General features: G+C 56.8%; 15 protein-coding genes. 8 read left to right on the forward strand and 7 right to left on the reverse strand.

The features are described 5' to 3' along the window. Nucleotides 1-13: 13 nt before the first annotated feature. The gene (locus Pla52nx_RS24375; protein ID WP_342190248.1) at nucleotides 14-700 is read left to right on the forward strand and encodes a protein-tyrosine-phosphatase; all 687 of its coding nucleotides are present in this window, start codon (nucleotides 14-16) and stop codon (nucleotides 698-700) included. Nucleotides 701-771: 71 nt separating this feature from the next. Here the strand turns inward: Pla52nx_RS24375 and Pla52nx_RS24380 are convergent, their stop codons facing one another. From Pla52nx_RS24380 to Pla52nx_RS24390, 3 genes are read right to left on the reverse strand one after another with little or no spacing between them, the layout of a single operon-like run. Next, complete coding sequence (locus Pla52nx_RS24380; protein WP_146522837.1) at nucleotides 772-2004, reverse strand: glycosyltransferase; 1233 nt, start codon at nucleotides 2002-2004, stop codon at nucleotides 772-774. Nucleotides 2005-2063: 59 nt separating this feature from the next. Next, nucleotides 2064-4967, reverse strand: a complete 2904-nt coding sequence (locus Pla52nx_RS24385; RefSeq protein ID WP_342190249.1) for a hypothetical protein — start codon at nucleotides 4965-4967, stop codon at nucleotides 2064-2066. A 5-nt stretch (nucleotides 4968-4972) separates the two neighbouring features. Next, nucleotides 4973-7162: a cytochrome c family protein gene (locus Pla52nx_RS24390; protein WP_231742585.1), complete on the reverse strand. Its 2190-nt coding sequence runs from the start codon at nucleotides 7160-7162 to the stop codon at nucleotides 4973-4975. Between the two features lie 213 nt (nucleotides 7163-7375). Between Pla52nx_RS24390 and Pla52nx_RS24395 the strand changes: the two genes are divergently transcribed. Together Pla52nx_RS24395 and Pla52nx_RS24400 are read left to right on the forward strand one after the other, a co-directional pair. Next, nucleotides 7376-7906: a hypothetical protein gene (locus tag Pla52nx_RS24395; protein ID WP_146522836.1), complete on the forward strand. Its 531-nt coding sequence runs from the start codon at nucleotides 7376-7378 to the stop codon at nucleotides 7904-7906. 125 nt (nucleotides 7907-8031) lie between these two features. Continuing rightward, nucleotides 8032-8472 (forward strand): hypothetical protein, encoded by a 441-nt coding sequence (locus Pla52nx_RS24400; RefSeq protein WP_146522835.1) that lies wholly within the window; start codon nucleotides 8032-8034, stop codon nucleotides 8470-8472. Nucleotides 8473-8499: 27 nt separating this feature from the next. Here the strand turns inward: Pla52nx_RS24400 and aroA are convergent, their stop codons facing one another. Both aroA and Pla52nx_RS24410 read right to left on the reverse strand, forming a co-directional pair. After that, the gene (gene aroA, locus Pla52nx_RS24405; protein WP_146522834.1) at nucleotides 8500-9894 is read right to left on the reverse strand and encodes a 3-phosphoshikimate 1-carboxyvinyltransferase; all 1395 of its coding nucleotides are present in this window, start codon (nucleotides 9892-9894) and stop codon (nucleotides 8500-8502) included. A gap of 66 nt (nucleotides 9895-9960) precedes the next feature. Next, nucleotides 9961-10281, reverse strand: coding sequence for a hypothetical protein (locus Pla52nx_RS24410; RefSeq protein WP_146522833.1), 321 nt, complete (start codon nucleotides 10279-10281; stop codon nucleotides 9961-9963). A gap of 137 nt (nucleotides 10282-10418) precedes the next feature. Between Pla52nx_RS24410 and Pla52nx_RS24415 the strand changes: the two genes are divergently transcribed. The 4 genes from Pla52nx_RS24415 to ribH all read left to right on the forward strand — a co-directional run bounded on the left by Pla52nx_RS24415 (nucleotide 10419) and on the right by ribH (nucleotide 13507). Next, nucleotides 10419-10589: a hypothetical protein gene (locus Pla52nx_RS24415; protein ID WP_197455006.1), complete on the forward strand. Its 171-nt coding sequence runs from the start codon at nucleotides 10419-10421 to the stop codon at nucleotides 10587-10589. Between the two features lie 24 nt (nucleotides 10590-10613). Continuing rightward, on the forward strand, nucleotides 10614-11339 hold the full coding sequence (coaE, locus tag Pla52nx_RS24420) for a dephospho-CoA kinase (RefSeq protein ID WP_146522832.1): 726 nt from the start codon (nucleotides 10614-10616) through the stop codon (nucleotides 11337-11339). A 178-nt stretch (nucleotides 11340-11517) separates the two neighbouring features. After that, nucleotides 11518-13020, forward strand: coding sequence for a transcription termination factor Rho (rho, locus tag Pla52nx_RS24425; protein WP_146522831.1), 1503 nt, complete (start codon nucleotides 11518-11520; stop codon nucleotides 13018-13020). Continuing rightward, a complete protein-coding gene (ribH, locus tag Pla52nx_RS24430) occupies nucleotides 13010-13507 on the forward strand; it encodes a 6,7-dimethyl-8-ribityllumazine synthase (RefSeq protein WP_390620414.1) in 498 nt (165 codons plus the stop codon). The genes rho and ribH overlap by 11 nt, the downstream gene beginning before the upstream one ends. 24 nt (nucleotides 13508-13531) lie before the next feature. On the opposite strand, the gene Pla52nx_RS24435 is transcribed toward ribH, so the two are convergent. Beyond that, entirely contained in the window at nucleotides 13532-15034 is a 1503-nt protein-coding gene (locus Pla52nx_RS24435; RefSeq protein ID WP_146522830.1) for a hypothetical protein, read from the reverse strand. Between the two features lie 1425 nt (nucleotides 15035-16459). Further along, nucleotides 16460-17152: a transposase gene (locus tag Pla52nx_RS24440; protein WP_342190250.1), complete on the reverse strand. Its 693-nt coding sequence runs from the start codon at nucleotides 17150-17152 to the stop codon at nucleotides 16460-16462. Nucleotides 17153-17563: 411 nt separating this feature from the next. Here Pla52nx_RS24440 and Pla52nx_RS24445 point away from each other — a divergent pair, with 411 nt between their 5' ends. Continuing rightward, on the forward strand, nucleotides 17564-18043 hold the full coding sequence (locus Pla52nx_RS24445) for a hypothetical protein (protein WP_197455004.1): 480 nt from the start codon (nucleotides 17564-17566) through the stop codon (nucleotides 18041-18043). The last annotated feature ends 45 nt before the right edge of the window (nucleotides 18044-18088 follow it).

The raw sequence follows: 18088 nt of genomic DNA on the forward strand, positions 1-18088 counted from the left end.
TTTTGGTGTTTCGTTGAGTGTCGATTTACTCAGGATGTTGTGCATGATGAACCAGTGGTTGCCGCCGTTGATCGAAACGGTCGAACGAATCGAAAGCAGTTCTGAAGCTCTTTCTGCGCAGCGGCAGTCGTTGCTCGACGATGCGACAGACTTGATCGTCACCGCATTGCGTGAGGTTAACGGATCCGACCAATCGATCGGGTTGAACTTCATTTGCACTCATAATTCTAGACGAAGTCACTTGGCGCAATTGTGGGCTGCCGTTGCGGTGCAGCGATACCAGATTGCCAGCTTGAGATGTTTCAGTGGCGGCACAGAGTCCACGGCGTGCAATGAACGGATCGTTCGGAGTCTGCGACGCGCCGGGTTTAGCGTGGTGACGATGGAACCCGGTGCGGTGAACCCGCATTACTGGGTTCAGTATGATGAGACCCTTCCGCCACTGACGCTCTATTCCAAGCGTTTTGACGCGAACGATAATCCGACCAGTCATTTCATCGCCATGATGTGCTGTGATCACGCCGACCAAGCGTGCCCGATCATCCACGGATCGATGGGACGTGTGGCGTTGGATTATCGCGATCCAAAGCACTCCGACGGCTTGCCCAGTGAATCGCAGACCTATGATCAACGACGCGACGAAATCGGCGCAGAGATGTTTTATCTGATGCGTGCCATTTCACAGCGTTTAGAGACTTGAGTAGCGGCGATTGTCGTTCGACTTTCCAAGTCGAAAACGAACACCAGCATCCGCCCGTGACCAAGCTCTCATCACGCCAAAGACGATTCGATCTCGTCCGCGACGATTTCTGCGGTCGGCCGAAGTCCTTGGAATCGTCGGGCGATGGCGTCGACGGATTCTTGAGTCGATCGGTCGTCCAAGTAATGTCGAATCGTTTCGGTCAGATCTCGGTCTTTGCGCAGCCAAGTCCCGCAACCGAGTCTTGTCACACGCGTCGCATTGTCGAACTGATCAAATGCCATCGGACGAATGAGCTGAGTGGTCCCAGTCGCGAATGCTTGAGAAGTCGTTCCGATGCCGCCGTGATGGACGATCATCGCGCAGTGCGGCAGCAGCGTTGATAACGCGGCATAGTGGCATGATTTGACGTTGTCGGGCAATCCCGGTGGAAAGTTTTCCCGGTGTGTTGACAACAGGAGTCCCGGACGATCCAACGCGACACATGTCTGGACGGCTTTTTCAAAGAAACCTCTTGTGTGGTGGTTTGCGGTTCCTGCGGTGAACACAATCGGGGCGGCCGACATTGCCCATGATCGGATTGGTTCGTCGTCTGTTGCATTGGATGCATCGTCCAGCGGAAAACCTGCGTGCATCAGTTGCGGCACATGGCCGACGGTCGCAGGTGCAAACCATTCCGGATACAACGCGATGACACGGTCGGGCGATAACCACCAATCGTTCATCAAACGTTTAACCGGTGACAATCCATTGTCGCGACGAAGCCGATTGACGGCGGAAGCCAACATTGGGTCGAGCACCATGCGATCGCCCACCCAATACCCGAAGCGAAATAGTCGCTTGATGATCGGAGGCTCGATGCCCCAGGGTGTCAGCCTGGGAGGTTCGGTTGGCGTCCGCAGCAGCATCGGTGCGAGATGCACATCGATCAACGGCAAATCACAATGATCGCGGAAGACTCGTGATGCGAAGTCCAGGGGATGGGAGACCAGGACGGTTTCGCCGGGGCGATGTCGTCGAGCAATCAATTCGTGGTGTGGCTGCAGAAACGTTTTTGCGACCGTTTGCACGACGCGGTGAAGTCCTCGCAGTGGCCGCCAAACCGCTGGATCGGATAGCACTTGGGCAAAATGTTCCCGACTGAGCAACGAAACCGGTTCCAGGTCCGCTTGTTCGGCCAACTCCGCGTAGGGTTCGGCGAGCGAGATCACGACATCATGACCGCGAGAGCGAAGTTCACGACCGATCGCGATCATCGGATTGACGTCGCCGCGAGAACCCGGAGCGGACAAAATGGCCAACATCAATCGATATCGCTTTGGATGGGGGCACGGCAGGCAGGCGGTGGTCACCCACGCACGTCTCAGAATTTCCAACGATACTCGATTCGCGTCCCGTAAACATCCGGCAAACCGTCTCGCCAACCGTACATCGCGTCCATTCGGATCAACGTCGCGTTGGTGATGGGGAACTGATACCTCGTTCCCACGCCGTACTGATCACCTGGCACGTTCGGGTTGCTGCCGCCGTGGGGTGTTAAATAACTGAGCTCGACCAGCAATTGTCGGTCCAGATCCTTGCCGATCAAATCCACGCCGATGCTGGTGCCTGCGGTGTCATTGGCCGTCGGGTCCAGTGTGGCAAAACCATTCAGTCCGTCGGTGTCAAAGTTGATGCCGGTGTTCCTTAGGATTCCCCCGGAGAGTCCCGCGCGAGCGACCGATTGCGGACGATCCCAGCCGACAAAGAAATTGGCGTAGGGGACGAACGTCAGAGGTCGCGAAGTGATCAAGCTGTTTTCCACCAACAGCAATGCTCCGTCTGCTGTACGCGAGGACTTGGGAAGGTCCTGGCCGGTGTTGACGATCACGCGCACACTGTTGCTGATGCGATCGAAGTAGCGTCGGGTGAAACTAGCCGTGATGTTATGGTAGCTCAACTCCGATCGATTGCGTTCACGCAAATAGGCGTAGCCGGTTTCTATGTAGCCCCCGTAGGCTTCGATGAACCAGGCCGTGCCGATCGCCTGAGCGTCACTGGCATTGGCAAAGGCAGGGCTGTTGAGCTGGTCCACGACGGCAAAGAACGTGGCGTCGTAGTTTGACCAATTCAGTAAATTGCTGTGCCGTGCCGGCAAAGAGAAAGCCGCGGCCGTCACCGCGTCTTCCATCCAGATACCGTTCTGAAACAACAGCGGCACCAACCCCACACTGACGGGCAAATCAAAGTCAGCGGAGTGGTTTTGCATCGCCCCCAGGATGACCCCCAAGTCGCCTTCAAAGAAACCCGTGACAGGAGTCCAATCCATCTCGTTGCGATATCGCAACTGGCCATCGATATTCTCGATGCGTGTGAATTGATTGTTCTTGTCCAGTGGCCCAACAAACGCGTGAAAGCGTTCGGTGCTGGTCAATTGCAAGTCCATGTCCAGGTTCAATCGGTTGGCCCAGTTGTCCGCCCGCCCGCCGGCATTCCGGCCGCTTTGGATTCCGGTGCGGAAGTCACCGTAGACGTAGAACTTTGGTCTCACAAGATTGGCGTCGCCGAACCAGTTCTTGCCACGCGGTGTGATTCCGTCTCCATACCAAGTCCGTCCCCATTGAATCAGCGGATACTGTGTCGGCGTCGGCGCTTTGGCGTCGTACGGGAACGCTTCACGACCGCCGTCATGCCACATCGATTCCGGTTCCATGACGGACGCTGAGAAGTCGTCGTAAAAGTAGTTCTGCTCGCAAGCCTGCGTCGTTTCGCTGACGCTCTGCGTTGGTGATCCCTGAGGAACGCCGGATTCCAGCGAGCCGCCTGTCTCCTGCGGATCGACGTGCGATGCGAACAACGCGGGCGGTGATTCCACAGGGGCTGATGCGGGCAAGGCGAACAGCCGTGACTGAACGTTGATTGATGGATCGACTGGCGGAACGGCAGCCGTATCGATGGAGGGTGCGACTATCGCGGGTTGCTGATGGACCCGAGGCATCCCCAACGTTGTGCGTGGCGGCAGCGGAGCGGGCTGAATTGGCGGTGCGAGTTGGGGTTGCTGATGTACGACAGGACGCTGCTGTCCAGGCATTCGGGGCTGCGGAGCCGGCTGCGGACGTAACGCGTATGGCGTTGTGGTCTGGCGAGTCGATGGCATCACCCACTGCGGCTGTGCAGGTCGTATCTGTGCTGGCACCGGCGCTGGTGGCATTGGTGCCGGCGCTATCGACGATTGCATCGGTACCGGTTGGCGATTGATCGCAAAACCGACTGGTCGCGCAGGCACGCGGGTTTCATGAGTTGTCGCTTGGGGAATCGGCGGTGCAACAATTGGTCGCGCAACTTTTGGTCGCGCAGTTGTTGGCGGCGCAGTATTAACCCGTGCACTAGGTGTTGGTGCAGCGGGTGATGGTGCATTAGGTGTTGGTGCAGCGGGTGATGGTGCAGCGGGTGTTGGTGCAGCGGGTGATGGTGCAGCGGGTGTTGGCGCAATCAGGTGCGATGCCACGGAGGAAGGCACCGTTGTCTGCGGCAGAGGATGTGCTAAAGGCTGCGGCCTGACTTGCGGAGCGGGCGTGGCAGGCAAACTCGGTGGGTACTGTGTTGTGCGATTGGACAGGGAGAGCAGCGGAGACGGGGCGTCGTCTTCCGAAACCTCATTCAGTTCTGCTTGCCAGTCGATAGGACCGAAGCCCGTTGTAACCGCCGACGGGGTGGCTGCGTCCACGTCGATTCGATTCTTGAGCGAACGCTCAAAGGCGTCCCCTGAAAATGCTGTTGATTCGCTCGGTGGATAGACGGCGATCCTGTTGGGAGTGCTAGAGGGCCGGGGCAAATTGAACGCTGGTCGCGGGGCTGGCGGACTTGGTTGCAAGGCGGCCAGTTGCAAACGCGTTGAGATTTCAAAGTTGCGAGTGCTGAGTCCAGTTTGTCTGTACCCGTCCCGACTGCCGTCGTTGGAATTGCCAGTGACATGACCGCCAGATGCGGACGCATTGATCGACGCGTCGATTTCTTGCGAGAGCTCGTCAGACAAGATCATGCCGGCAGTGTCAGACGCTTCGATCGCGTCGGCGACAGTCTTTCCTGTCTGAGACTTCTGTTTTACGGTTGGCGTGGCAGACTCCCTGGGGACCATCTTGTCGGCCGTGGAAAGGAAGTCTGGTGTATGTGGCACCGAAGTGGTTTCGGCGGCGGCAAGGTACGCGCACCAACTGATCCCGACGACGAGTGTCGCCAAGCCAACGTAGATGATTGTGGGTCGCGCTGCGGAGCGATAGGTGTTCACGTTGATCATCGCACCCAGAATGTATGACTGCTGGGATGGACATCCAACGTGTACTCCTGCATTCGCCGGATCATGTCAGGCGTACAATTGATTTGACGCATAAAGTACATCGGTTCGGTACGGCTTCGCATTCTGACACTCAAGCGATACGCGCCGGGTTTGGTCATCAAGTGCGCGGGCACCGTGTATTTGGCCATTCGATGATCCAGCGGCGGGATCGAATGCGCCTCCATTCGGATCAGCGGTGGATGATTGAGCACGGTGGTGGGAACGGCACCCGGTCGCAGGAAAGCGAGTTGATCGAGACTGAAATTGACCGGCAACGCGACTTCTCGATCTGTTCCTCGGACATTGTTGATCAAGAACTTGGTCTGCAAGTTGAACAGATTCTTGTCACGCGGGATGTTGCCCAAAGCGACTTCGCGGGAATGCATGTCGGCCAAGTCGCCGTTGCGATCCAAGTAGCCGGACTCCCAAACTCGTTTTCCCGTCGGGTCGATCAACGCGACATTGAGCCAGAGTTGAGGTTGAGCGCCGAGCGAACCTGTGGGCAAGTTGTGTCCGTCGCTTTCATTTTCGACTCGATAGGAGAACTGCAGTGGCACGCCCGCCATCGGTGCAGAGTCAAAGAACGGGCCTTTGATTTCAACGCCGGCTTGCATCGTCATGATGGCATTGGAGCGTTTCTGATCGAGCTTTGCTAAATTGTCGTCGATGATCTTTCGGCCGTCGCGGCGATCGTCAGTGGTGTCCCATGGTTTTGGGAAGGTCATCCCTGGCGGCACATTCTTTTCAAAGGCTTCGGTGCCCCAGCCGGCGCGATAGTCGAACTCCAGCCACTGCCGCGGAGTGTACGAACTGGCTTTCGGATTGTGCGGAAAGATTCCCGGATGCGCGATCGAGTAGCCAGGTCCCCAGAACGAATGATTCGATCGTTTGCGTGGTTCGCCGTAAGGTTTTCCGGCGACCTCGGCGATGTGACCACAGTCGTATCCAAGATCCTTGCCCGGAACGCTACCCATGTGACACTGTTGGCAGCTCACGCCACGTTTGGCCGCTGGGCCGCTTCGGTACTGAGCATGGACGACTTCCAGCCAAATCCCCGGATGCACGGCGACTTGGTGGCAGGAGACACAGGCATCGCTGGTGGTCAACGGTTGAAAGAATCGTGATTCCAAGTGAATCGGTTGCCCGGGACCTTTGTCGTCCGGCGATAACTTCAGTTTCAGCTCCTTGGACTTGGCAATCGCCTCGCGCAAGCCTTGGCCATCGCCGCCACCGTAAACCGGTGCGTGGATATTGCCCGGTTCGATCCGGCGATCACCGTTGGTCTTCCAGTACTGCTCGTTGACGCGATGGCAGGCGATGCAGGTCACGCCCTCGCGAACCACAGGCGGTGCATCGAGCACGCTGACGTGGCGGGGGATTTGCAACTGTGTTTGAACCGGCGAGTGACATCGATTGCAGAACGAACCCACCGTCCCTCGCGTGTACTCCGTCATCGCCTGATCAAACCGATTGAACATCGGTGAAACGGATGAGTAAGCGTGGCCACTGGCTCGCCATTCTTCGTACTGGGCCGGGTGACACTTGCGGCAAGACTCGGCCGATGGGTAGCAGTTTTCGGTCCACAGTTCTTCGTGCGGATCCTTCTTCTTGTCCTCGACAGCCTGCTTCTTGATCGGTTTGGTCGGACCGAGATTGCTCAAGGGATCTTGCTCTGCCTCGGCGCCGACGGCAGTGTTGGCTCCACCACCCAACAAGTCACCGCCACCTAGCAAGTCATCGCCACCTAGCAAGTCATCGCCGGGGCGGATTCCACCTAAGAGATCGTCACCGAGCAAATCATTCGGATCGGACGGCGGCGTCGAACGCATGCGAGGTGACAAGAGATCTTGATCGTCCAGCAACGCATCCGCATCGCCTGCGACCCGATAGATCGGCTGTGAGGGTGGAAACGGTGGTCGTCCCACATCAGGTCGATAGGGATACTGGGCCGCAGTGTCTGACGCGGCGCAGCAGATTGCGAGCCAACCTACGATGAAGGTCAATCGCGGGAGTCGCATTCCTTTCCGCCGTGTTTGCATCTGCTCGATCCGTCTTGCTGCCGTCATCGCGATTAGGGTCTGCGTTTGGGGGGCGAAACGCGAACGAAGGTCGATCCGCTGGCGAATCCCCTTTGTCTGATTCGACATCCGACAATCCCTAGATCGCGAAGAACGGTTACAGGACGCAGTTCCTGCCTAAACGTTACAGATCACCAACTTCGGTCGCCGGTGTGGGTTTGACTCAGGCGGCGGGCTTGCTTGGCGACAAAACGCCAATTTACGGAGCTATGGTTTAGCTAGCGCAACTTTCCATTTGATGGATTTCCAAGTTGGCAAAACCACGTTCACAATCGTCCTACCATGTACAACATCGTTGACACACACACTTCCCAAGAAGCGAACACGTTTTGCTGTCCTGTAACGGGCGACGGGCGAGCCAAGCTGAAAGTCGGACGCAAGAAGTTTCACGTCATCGTGCGTGAAACATCGATCAAGGGCTTCACTGTTGAGATGAAACCCGGTGACGTCAAGAGAATCCTTTCCACGAAGTCGGCGACGCTCGCATTCGACGATCGCCGCGTCGATATCGAGCCTGAATCGACCAACCAGATTGCCAAGGACAAGGTCTTGGTGCGGTTTGCTTTGCTCCGCGAGCATGCCCCCAAAGAGAAATTCCGCCTCAAGATCCCTTTCTTTGGACGCAAGAATCGCGACCCACATCCTGACGTTTCGATGAGCGTGGCGGCCTACGGCGGTGTCGTACTGGTGCTGTTCTGTGTGCTTGCAATGCCCGGATTGGGCGACCATTTGGGGACCGCGCCGCGAATCGAGGCGGCCGTGAAAACGATCTTGCAAGGATTTGATAGCCGATTCACCAACTTTCGGCGATAGTTTTCCTGACCGTTACAGCTTTCCTTAAGCTCACAGTCGGTCTAACCGATACAAACGATGGCGGACCAATACGCCATCGTTTTTTTATGCGCACCATTTGGTCGGGACTTGCTCAGATGAATTTCATGGACGTTCTTCGCGGCGTACAACGATGCTTGCTGGCATTGCTGATGGTCACAACGCTCGTGCTCAGCAGCGGATGCCGGCTGTGTTGCGACCCCGACGACGGCTCATTCTCCGCCTACGGTGGTTCATGGGAGCGAACTCGCCGTGACGGAGGTCGCGTGGGCAGCCTGTTTGATCCAGGTGGGGCAAAAATTGCCGATCTGTCGCCGCGTGATGACGTCGTTGCCCCCGATGAACGCTCCCGTATTCTGCGTGGTCGATCTGATGCCGCAGACGCGAAAGCCGACGCAGCGGAAGACAAACCAGATGAGATGGATGCCGACGAAGCGGCTGCCCAACGCGAGCAAGAATTGCAAGAACGTCTGCAAAAGCTTCGCGACGAAGGCATGGAAAACATCAACATCATTCCCGGCGAGCCTCTGCCGCCATCGGTCTACTGAAACCGAACCGGATCGCCGGGCATTTGATCAAGTTCGCCAGTGGTGTGCGCGACCGATCAGTTTCTCGAGATCGGCAAAGTATTCGGGATAGGTCTTGACGGTGCATCCCGGATTGAGAATCTCGACCCCGTCGGCAACCAGCCCGGCGAGAGAAAAACTCATCGCCATTCGGTGATCGTTGTAGGTCTCCAGGACTGCGGGTCGAATGCCATCGCTGGGCGGTTGGATGGTCATGCCATCGGAATGTTCTGTCACGATCGCCCCGAGCTTTCTCAGCTCGACGGCCAAGTCACCGATGCGATCGGTTTCTTTGAATCGATTGTGCGCGACACCACGAACCCGAGTCGGACCCTGGGCGCACAAAGCGACCATTGCCAGGGTTTGAACTGTATCGCTGATCGCATTCATGTCGACATCGATGCCATGCAGCGGCCGTCCGACAATGGTCAAGCTGTCATGCCCGGTTTCTACTTCGCATCCCATCTGCCGCAGGACTTCACAGAAACCCACATCACCCTGCATCGCACCGGGCGTCAATCCATTGACGGTGATGCGACCCTGAGTGATCGCGGCTGCGGCCCAAAAATAGCTGGCCGCTGACGCGTCAGGCTCAATCGCGTACTGGATGCCTTGATACTCGTTGGCGTCGACCTGAACGCGAACGGTTGTTGCCGTCGCATCGTTCTCCGGCACGTTGCTCTTCGGCACGTTGTTCTCCGGCACGTTGTCGCATTCGATGATCTCGATTGCTCCGCCGAAACGACGCATGACCTCGGCGGTCATCTTGACGTAAGGCATCGAAACCAATTCGCCCCGAACCAATATTTCCCGAGGACTCCTGGTGCGAATCGCAGCGATGGGGGCGGCCATCATCAGACCACTGAGGTACTGACTGCTAACGGACCCCGCGACGCAAATGGATTCGCAGTTCCAGCCGTCCGACTGAATCAAGACCGGCGGGCATCCCGATGGCGATTCCGCCGCGATGTTGCCTTCTTGAATCGGAATCAACGCAGTGATCAGGTCTTCGATCGGACGTTGGTGCATTCGTTCGACGCCGACGAGTCGATAGTTACCGCCGGCCGCCGACAGCGCGGCGGTCAGAAAACGAACGGTCGTTCCGCTGTTGGCGATGAACAACTCGTGATGCTCTGAATTGCGATCCTGCGGTTGGCTAACCCGGCCTCCCAAAGACAACGTAAGCCCGCCTTCGCTGATCTCGATGGGGATGCCGATCTGCCGCAACGCCTCGATCATCACCTCGGTGTCTTCGCTACGCAACGCACCAGTCAACGTCGACGGTCCGTCGGCAAAGGCGGCGCACAACAGCGCGCGATTGGTCAGGCTCTTGCTGCCTGGCGGGCGGATTTCGCCGTTGACGGGACCACCTGGAATGACTCGGACGCTGGCGGGATCAGACATATTCGATGGAAAGGTTCAGTTGCCCGGCGTATCGAGCGGCGTGTCGAAGGTCAGACCGCCAACGCCTCAGGTCACTTGACCATACGGTGCTTCGGTCAACGAAGTGGTCTCGGAGTTCCATGTCACATCATCGCTTCGGCTGGGCAATACGAGCGACGCCACGATCATGCTGCCTGTCATCGTGGTGTGAATCAGCCAACTGTGGTCGCAAGCGATCACGGTGCGCAACGTCACGATGGTCATCACAATCAGGGTGAGAAAGAAACGTCGTTGGGCACGCTGCTCCGCGTCGCCCACCGAAAGCTTCAATGCCACCAAGGACCAAACTCCGATCAACGGTAGTGCGACAGTATCCGCGAAGTGGGTGATCTGGGAAAGGTCGGGCATTTGCTTGTTTCTGGATCGATCGTGACGAAGTTCTAGGCGGGTACAAGCCAGAATGCACCCTGCTCACGACTCCTTTTGTCAGGTTGCCCCGACCGGCCGGAAGATCGACTTGAGAAAAACTTTTCAGAAATCCCGGAATGGTGGTAGGCATCTGGATGGACCAGGCTGCCACCGCCGCACCACAATGGACGGGAAAGTTAGAGTTTGGATACAGCGAGCAATCCGATGGCAGGCAAAAAGGCGATGGCAGACAGCAAGGCGATGGCAGCGAAAAACGCAGTTGCAGTGATCGACTTGGTGCTCGGTAAACACGGACTTCTAACCTCGATGGCATGCCGAAACACGCGATGATATTGCTCGGAATCGTTGGAACGCCGGCTGCCGGTAAATCGACCGTCGCGGAGTATTTGGCCTGGCAGGGAGCGCATTGGATCAACGCGGACTTGATCGCCCGCGATTGCTTGGGACTGCCCGACGTACGCGACGGTTTGGTCCAGCGGTTCGGCCAATCGATTGTTGATGCCGACGGGGCCGTGATCCGTTCGGTTGTGGCAAGCAAGGTGTTCGGCGATGCACCTGAGCAGAGGCAGGCGCTGAAGTATTTGGAGTCGCTGGTGCATCCGATCGTGCGTCGGAAGATCACCGAAAGCTTGATTTGGGCGGCTGAGAACCGTTTTCCCGTCTCTCTGCTGGATGTTCCCCTGATGTTCGAATCGGGTTGGGACCGATGTTGCGATGCCATCTGGTGCATCGATGCGGACCGCGATGTTCGGCTTCAGAGAGCCGCCCGACGAGGCTGGGACGCTTTGGAACTGGATCGCCGGGAGGCCAGCCAAGTGTCGATAGCGACAAAAAAGCGACTCAGTAACCGAATTATGTCTAATGATGCGACCTTAGAGGCTTTGCACGAAAAACTCCGTGCCGCGTGGGAATTGCTCGCTACAATCCAGGGCAGCAGTACCACCAAATCACACCCATCCGGGCCATCAGTCCGAATTACGCCATCGATCCGGACCGGGATCCGGCACTGCCAAACCGACTTCCCAGCCGAAATATGACCCTGACACGATGGTTCCCCGCCATTGCGACCCTTCATTGGACAATCGACGAAATTTCCTGTTAGGCTGTAAGCACCGCCCATGCGGTGGCTGACTATACCCTCCTGCTTCTCTCTTTTCCCTGCCTGCATTCCCTCTCTTCAGAGCGCCACGGCTGACCCAGGCGCGACCAATCATCATGCAATCCAATCGGCCAAACGGTGAGGACAACCGGGGTCCGCGACGCAACAGCGGATCGCGCGAGTACCAGCAGTACAAACGTACTGCACGTCCGCGACACCCGGACAAACAAGTCGACGAACGCATTCGCGAGCTGGATGCGGAACGAGATCCGTTATCGCTCCCCGAGGAGATCGTCAGCGAAGCCAACAAGTCAGGCAAACGCGTTGGAATTCCATCCGGACAGGAAACCACCGAGCTGAATTTGGCTCAGTTGCAGACCAAGACGATCGAGCAGCTCGCGCAGTTGGCGGTTGCCGAAGGCATCACGCTGGCCGACGGGATTTCGCGTACCGAGCTGATGTTCGCGGTGCTCAAGCATCGTATGAAAGTCAACGGGCTGATGTACGGAGAGGGCACGTTGGAAATCTTGCCCGACGGTTTCGGGTTTCTGCGAAGCGCGTCGCATCACTACATCTCCTGTCCCGATGACATCTACGTTTCACCCAGTCAGATTCGTCGCTTCGGTTTGCAAACCGGCAGCCATGTTGCGGGACAGATCCGACCACCCAAGGAAAACGAACGATACTTTGCATTGTTGAGAATCGAAGCGATCAATCGCCAAGATCCGATGCAACGCAATCAGATGGTTGCGTTCGATTTGTTGACCCCGCTGCACCCCAACACGCGAATCATTCTGGAGCACGATCCGGCAGAGTTGAGCACGCGTGTGGTCGACATGCTGACGCCAATCGGGTTTGGACAACGCGGTTTGATTGTCAGCCCTCCGCGGGCGGGCAAAACGATCCTGATGCAGCAGATGGCGCGAGCGGTCTTGAAGAACTATCCCGAGTCGTACGTGTTCATCTTGTTGATCGATGAACGGCCGGAGGAAGTCACGGACATGGAACGCGAGGTTCGCGGGCCGCAATGCGAGGTCATCAGCAGCACGTTCGATGAACCCGCACAGCGACACATCCAAGTCGCTCAGATGGTGATCGAAAAAGCAAAGCGGATGGTGGAAGCCGGCACCGACGTGGTGGTCTTCTTGGACTCCATCACCAGGTTGGCTCGCGCGCACAACAGCGACGGTGAGTCCACGGGCAAGTTGCTTTCGGGTGGCTTGGACGCGGGAGCGTTGCAAAAACCCAAGGCCCTGTTCGGTTCGGCGAGAAAGACAGAGGAAGGTGGTTCGCTGACCATCTTGGCGACGGCGTTGGTCGACACGGGCAGCAAGATGGACGACGTGATCTTTGAAGAGTTCAAAGGAACCGGCAACTTGGAGATCGTACTCGATCGCGCTCTGGTCGATCGTCGCATTTGGCCCGCGATCGATATCGCACGTAGCGGGACTCGTCGCGAAGAAATGTTGATGGATGCAGACGAGCATGCCAGAATCTCTGCCCTGCGTCGTGCGTTTGCCGAAGTTTCTCCGGCGGATGCGATGGCAGATCTAACCAAGCGTCTACGGAAAACGCAAAACAACGTTGAGTTCTTGATGAGTGTGAAAAATGTCGATTGATTCAGCCGATTCGGGAACGATTCAGACTTTTGTCGGTACCGATGGCGATTTGCCCCAGGGCAAGATCGTGGTTGCCGCGAGCACCTACAACGAAGCCATTTGCGATTCGATGCTCACCGCAGCACTGGAGTCGCTGAATAATGGTGGCGTCGCCCCATCGGACATTCTGGTCGTACGAGTTCCGGGAGCATGGGAGCTGTCCCTCGCAATCGCTCCGCTGATTCGACGTCCCGACGTGGTCGCCGCGATCGCCTTGGGATGTGTGATCAAAGGTGAAACGACGCACGACGAGCACATCAATCGGGCCGTCAGCATGTCCTTGATGAACATGGGCGTCGAAACGGAGAAACCGATCGGGCTTGGTCTGTTGACCTGCAACACGCTGGAGCAGGCATTGCAGCGAAGCGGCGGAGCACTGGGCAACAAAGGCCATGAAGCCGCCGACGCCGCCTTGGAGTTGTTGCGACTGTCGGTCAAAATCGGCTAGCCCAGATCATTCATCCGCCACCCCTCAAGGCCAATCAGGAGCCTTCTTCAGCTTACCGGTTTTCAGATCAGTCAGCTTGATCGCATCGGCTGGCGTTTCTTTCGTTGAACGAAAGTGGATCACCAAGCCGGCTTTGGTTCCCATTTTTTCCCGATCGACTTGACCCGAGTGCGCTGAGTCCGGGCCGTCAACGATCCAACGAAAACGGCTCGGCGGTTTGCTGTCTCGCACGACCGCCAACCGGATCGGCTGATCCGTCTTGGGCATGGACTCAATCACTTGGAAATCATCTCCACTGCCCGACTGACTACTGACGATCTCCATGCGGTCTCCTTGAGTGCGGATTCCGATCAGCCATTTCGGAAAGCCGATTGCAACGAGCTGTCCATCGGAAACTTGACCACTCATCTGAACCGTTAAGCTCACTGCCTGACCGCTCTCAAGACTCGGTTTCGTCTCGCTCAACGTTTGCGTTGCGGCCGCGTTCTCGGCCGGTTGAACAATCATCGCGCCATCGGCGGCATTGAACAGCCGTTGAGTGTTTGCGATCTTGAATCGCTTCGCGACGTCGCCTGGAAACTCAGGAACAGCTTTCAGCCCGGCAAGCCAATCTTTGGCAAGTGAAATCGGTGTGGCGTCAGATGGTCCATCACCAGACTTCGCCGGTGGTTGCATGTCTTTCGCTCCCGGCACACTGGCTCCCGGCACATTCACATCGGCCAAGACCTCGTCAAACTTTCCGCCGCTCAGCAGTCCCGATCCTTTCGTGCGTCCGATCTCGGCACCCAGTTTTTGAGATTTCGGCGCGACAGGTCGAGCTTGGCTGCTGGAGACGCTCGCGTTTGCGGTGCGTTTGGTTCGAGTCGAACTCATGGCCTCGTTTGAGGATGACTCCGAGTCATTCGGCGTCGTATTGTCTGGCGTCGTCTTGTTTGAAGTCAAACCGCTCGGTTTTTGGTTCTTTGGGGCCGGGCTGCCGGTCGATTGGGTCGCCGTCGATTTGGACGACAAAGGTTTAGCGTCAGCAGCACGTCGGCCGCCGCCTCCACGATTGACGAAGTAAACGATCAACACAATCAGCAACAGAACACTTGCGCTGATCGCATGGAATTTCCATTGGAACTGTTTGCGTTTCCTGCGCGAGGCGGCATAGGAGTCTGCGCGACTGCTGGCAGGTGTTCCCGCAGCACTTGCGTTGGCGGCGGCTGTTGGTGCTGCGGCGTTGCTCGTGGGAACGACGGTGGGCCTCGCCGCCGGAGCGGGATTCCGCAATTGATCGTCGTAGTGTGTTTTGGATTCGGGGTCCGTCAGCACGCGTCTCGCTGACGCGACCATCCCCAGCAATTCTTGAACCGCCTTGCGTTGCGGCCCCGCAGCGATCGAGTGCAGATAGGCAGCCCTTTGTTTGGCGGCCTCATCGATCTTGGTCGTATCGGATTCAAAATCATCCAGCCCTAGGAGGGCGTAGTGATTGGGGGGCAAACGATCGGCAGGAATCTGCAACCACTGCTGATAGAGTTCGTTCATAAACAAAAAAGGGCGAGTCGTATCGGCGGTATGCTTGGGGTGCCTGGGTCAAACGCCCCAACGGCACCGCCTCGTTGGCAGGAGAATAGAATCAGCACTATAGCACGCTGGCACGCTCAGCCAAAACAAACCACCCGAAAACGGATTTACCGCGAGTGGTCGTGAGAAAGGAAAACGAATAGGTCTTTGGAAAGCACGAGAACCTAAGACGATGGGGGCACGCAATCAAACGCCAGCTAACAGCGCGACCAACTGCTCGCCTAACTCGAACGAGCTAGTCTCGCCTTCGAGATCGTTGAAGGTACGTGTTACTGGCCCCGCTTTCATCGAAGATCCCGCGTGTTCTGGGCCGATTTGTAGTCGGAATAGGAAAGGCGTTGTACATGGTTAATTCGGTACACTTTCGCCCGCCCTCGCAGTCAGCATCTCGCAGCCCGCCTTTCAGAGATTCTAAACCGTACCCCGCTGCTACCTCGCCCCTTTTCAGACGCGTTGCACGCAAATTGTGTTGCACAAGTGCGGATTCATCTCCCGCTGCTTTTCTCTTGGACCTTGGGGGGACGTCATCATGAAGCCGTGGATTTTCACTTCTCTGCAGCAACGTGACCAACAACTTTCCCTGCTGAAGTGCTCTGCTTGCCCCCACTGCAAACACATCGGGACTCTATGGCGACGTGATCGTCTACGAAGGTGGCCGCCGGATCGGTAAGGCCCGCCTGCTGGACGCCGTCGCCAACGGCATGATGCGCCGGAAAGAAACCTCGTGAGCCTCGGGCGCTAGCCGTGGGCCCCGTACCACAATCCGCACCTCGATGCCTCGTGAGCCTCGGGCGCTAGCCGTGGGCCCCGCACCACAATCCGCACCACTCGTCCACTCTGGCTCCCTTCTCCCCCAGCTTTTCTGGGGGAGAAGGGCTGGGGATGAGGGGGCTGAACGCTGAAACGTTGCTTCACCCAATACGCATCCATTCCAAGCGACTTCGCGCACGAAAAGCCAACTAACAACTTCACTCCTCCCATTTCCAACATCCACCCATGATCAGATCCTACTTTCTCTGATTCGAAGCTCCTTCCGTCGAGCTTGTCTCGGCGGAGGAAACAACTGACGGCTACTTGCCCAAGCCAACAAAACTTCCCCACCGCCCGCGAATCGCCAAAGGCGATTCGCGGGCGGTGGGGAAGCGAATGCGATTGTGTTACCGGGTAGCTGCCAGTTGTTGCTCCGAACCGGGGCAAGCCCGGCGGAAGCAAAGAATCAATCCTACGTAGACCGTGAACAACGAGTCACTTCCGGTCAATGAAACCATCCGATCTCAATTCGGCCAAGAACATCCCAAGAGGAATCTAAGGGGTCAGGCCCCTTTGTTGGGATTTTCCGGGGCAGGAATCTAAGGGGTCAGGCCTCTTTGGCAGGAATCTAAGGGGTCAGGCCTCTTTGTTGGGATTTTCCGGGAACCGGACCCGCTTTCGGCCCCTCGGTCGCATGGTCGATTCCAGATGAAGACGGCGGGCAATGCTTTCAACCCAACCCTCACCGCCCAGCGGCTTGCCACGTTGGGCCGACAGGCGGCACGCGGCCAATTCTTCGTCGCTGAGGCATTGATTGACTCGCTCGGTCCAACGGGGAAGCCGCGATTTCGGCCAGCGCGAAAGCAGGTTCGGAGCCGGAGCGTGCAGCCAGTGCCATAGCGATCCCCAACGCCAGTCCTCCGCTCGCTCGACCAAACCCGCTCGCAACGCGTTGCGTTGGACGTACCGGCAAACCACGAAAAAATGCTCATCGTCTTGGATCGGAAAGCTCTTGTATCGTTGTTGATAAACATGTCCCGTGCCGCCGGTGTGGTAGTGCGAATGATACCGCATCGTGTGCGTTCCTCCGACCCACGCCATGAATCGACTCATCTCCCCATCGACCAACGGTCGCAGAACCAGATGGTAACAGTTGGGCATCAACTGGAAGGAATACAACTCGATTTGGAGAATTTGCAACGCTTCATGCAGGATCCACTCGAAAGCAGCGTAGTCGGCATCTTTGTGAAAAATCGTCGCTCGCAAATTGCCGCGATTCAGCGCGTGATACAAACCGCCCGCTTCATCGGCACGTGGTGGTCGGGGCATGGTGAGGTTCTCCGAAAAGGGACCTTTGACAAAGCGTAACCTGCGAAGAACCAAAAACAAAGAGGCCTGACCCCTTTGCTTTGACCCCTTTGCTTTGCGCGACTTTTGAATATTAGTGGAACTAGATTGACACTTCGTGGAGGCGAAGAGTTGAGGAGACGAATCCCGGCATGTGTTGTTTCCTTTGATCGATGGGTATATGGATCACGGGACGGGACGAACTGGTCGAACTTTCTTAAGCGGATTGAACTAGAAAAAACGTCAAACTAGTGCTGGAGTTGTGAGTCAGTCTAAGCAGCAAAGTTCTCTGTCCCCGATCGCTCCGATGTCCCAGATCGTTCCGCTTCGGAAAACGTGACGGAAAGTTTGCTGTTGGAGGCGTAGCAGAGGTCGGCTTCATTTGGAAAGAACATGTCCAGTACAAATACCCCTTTGACGACCCAGATGTCCATTTTTTGGCTTGCACCAGAAAAGAAGGCGTTTTTTTGGAGCCCTGATTGTGCGGTATTTCTAGAACACGGTGAGATAACCCATCGTTGCAGAGGGAAGTCTCCTTACGAGTTTATAATAAGATCTGAGAATTCCGACGCTTCACTGCGAGCCGTTACGCTGGGAGGCAAAGAACTATCACTGACCTTGAACCAAGTGGAAATTGCTGTCCTTGAATATCGTGGTTGGGGCAATCGTGAACTGACATTGATGGGTGAACCCTTTACAGTTCTCGCCAAAGGTGGTCTTTCTGGGACCTACTATGTTCCTGGTGTTTTTGAGTTGACGATGGGAGTGAGATGCCATTCAACTTTGGCGATGGGGACGAGTTGCAACGAATGGATTTGGACTGCTTTGGCACTGAGCTATCTCTATTGGTTTCGGTTCTGGCTAAGTGACTGAGTGACTGTGTGAGCAATAAGCGGCGACAGATGGTTCACGGCATCC

It is taken from the genome of Stieleria varia (genome assembly GCF_038443385.1).
Classification (GTDB): Bacteria; Planctomycetota; Planctomycetia; order Pirellulales; family Pirellulaceae; genus Stieleria; species Stieleria varia.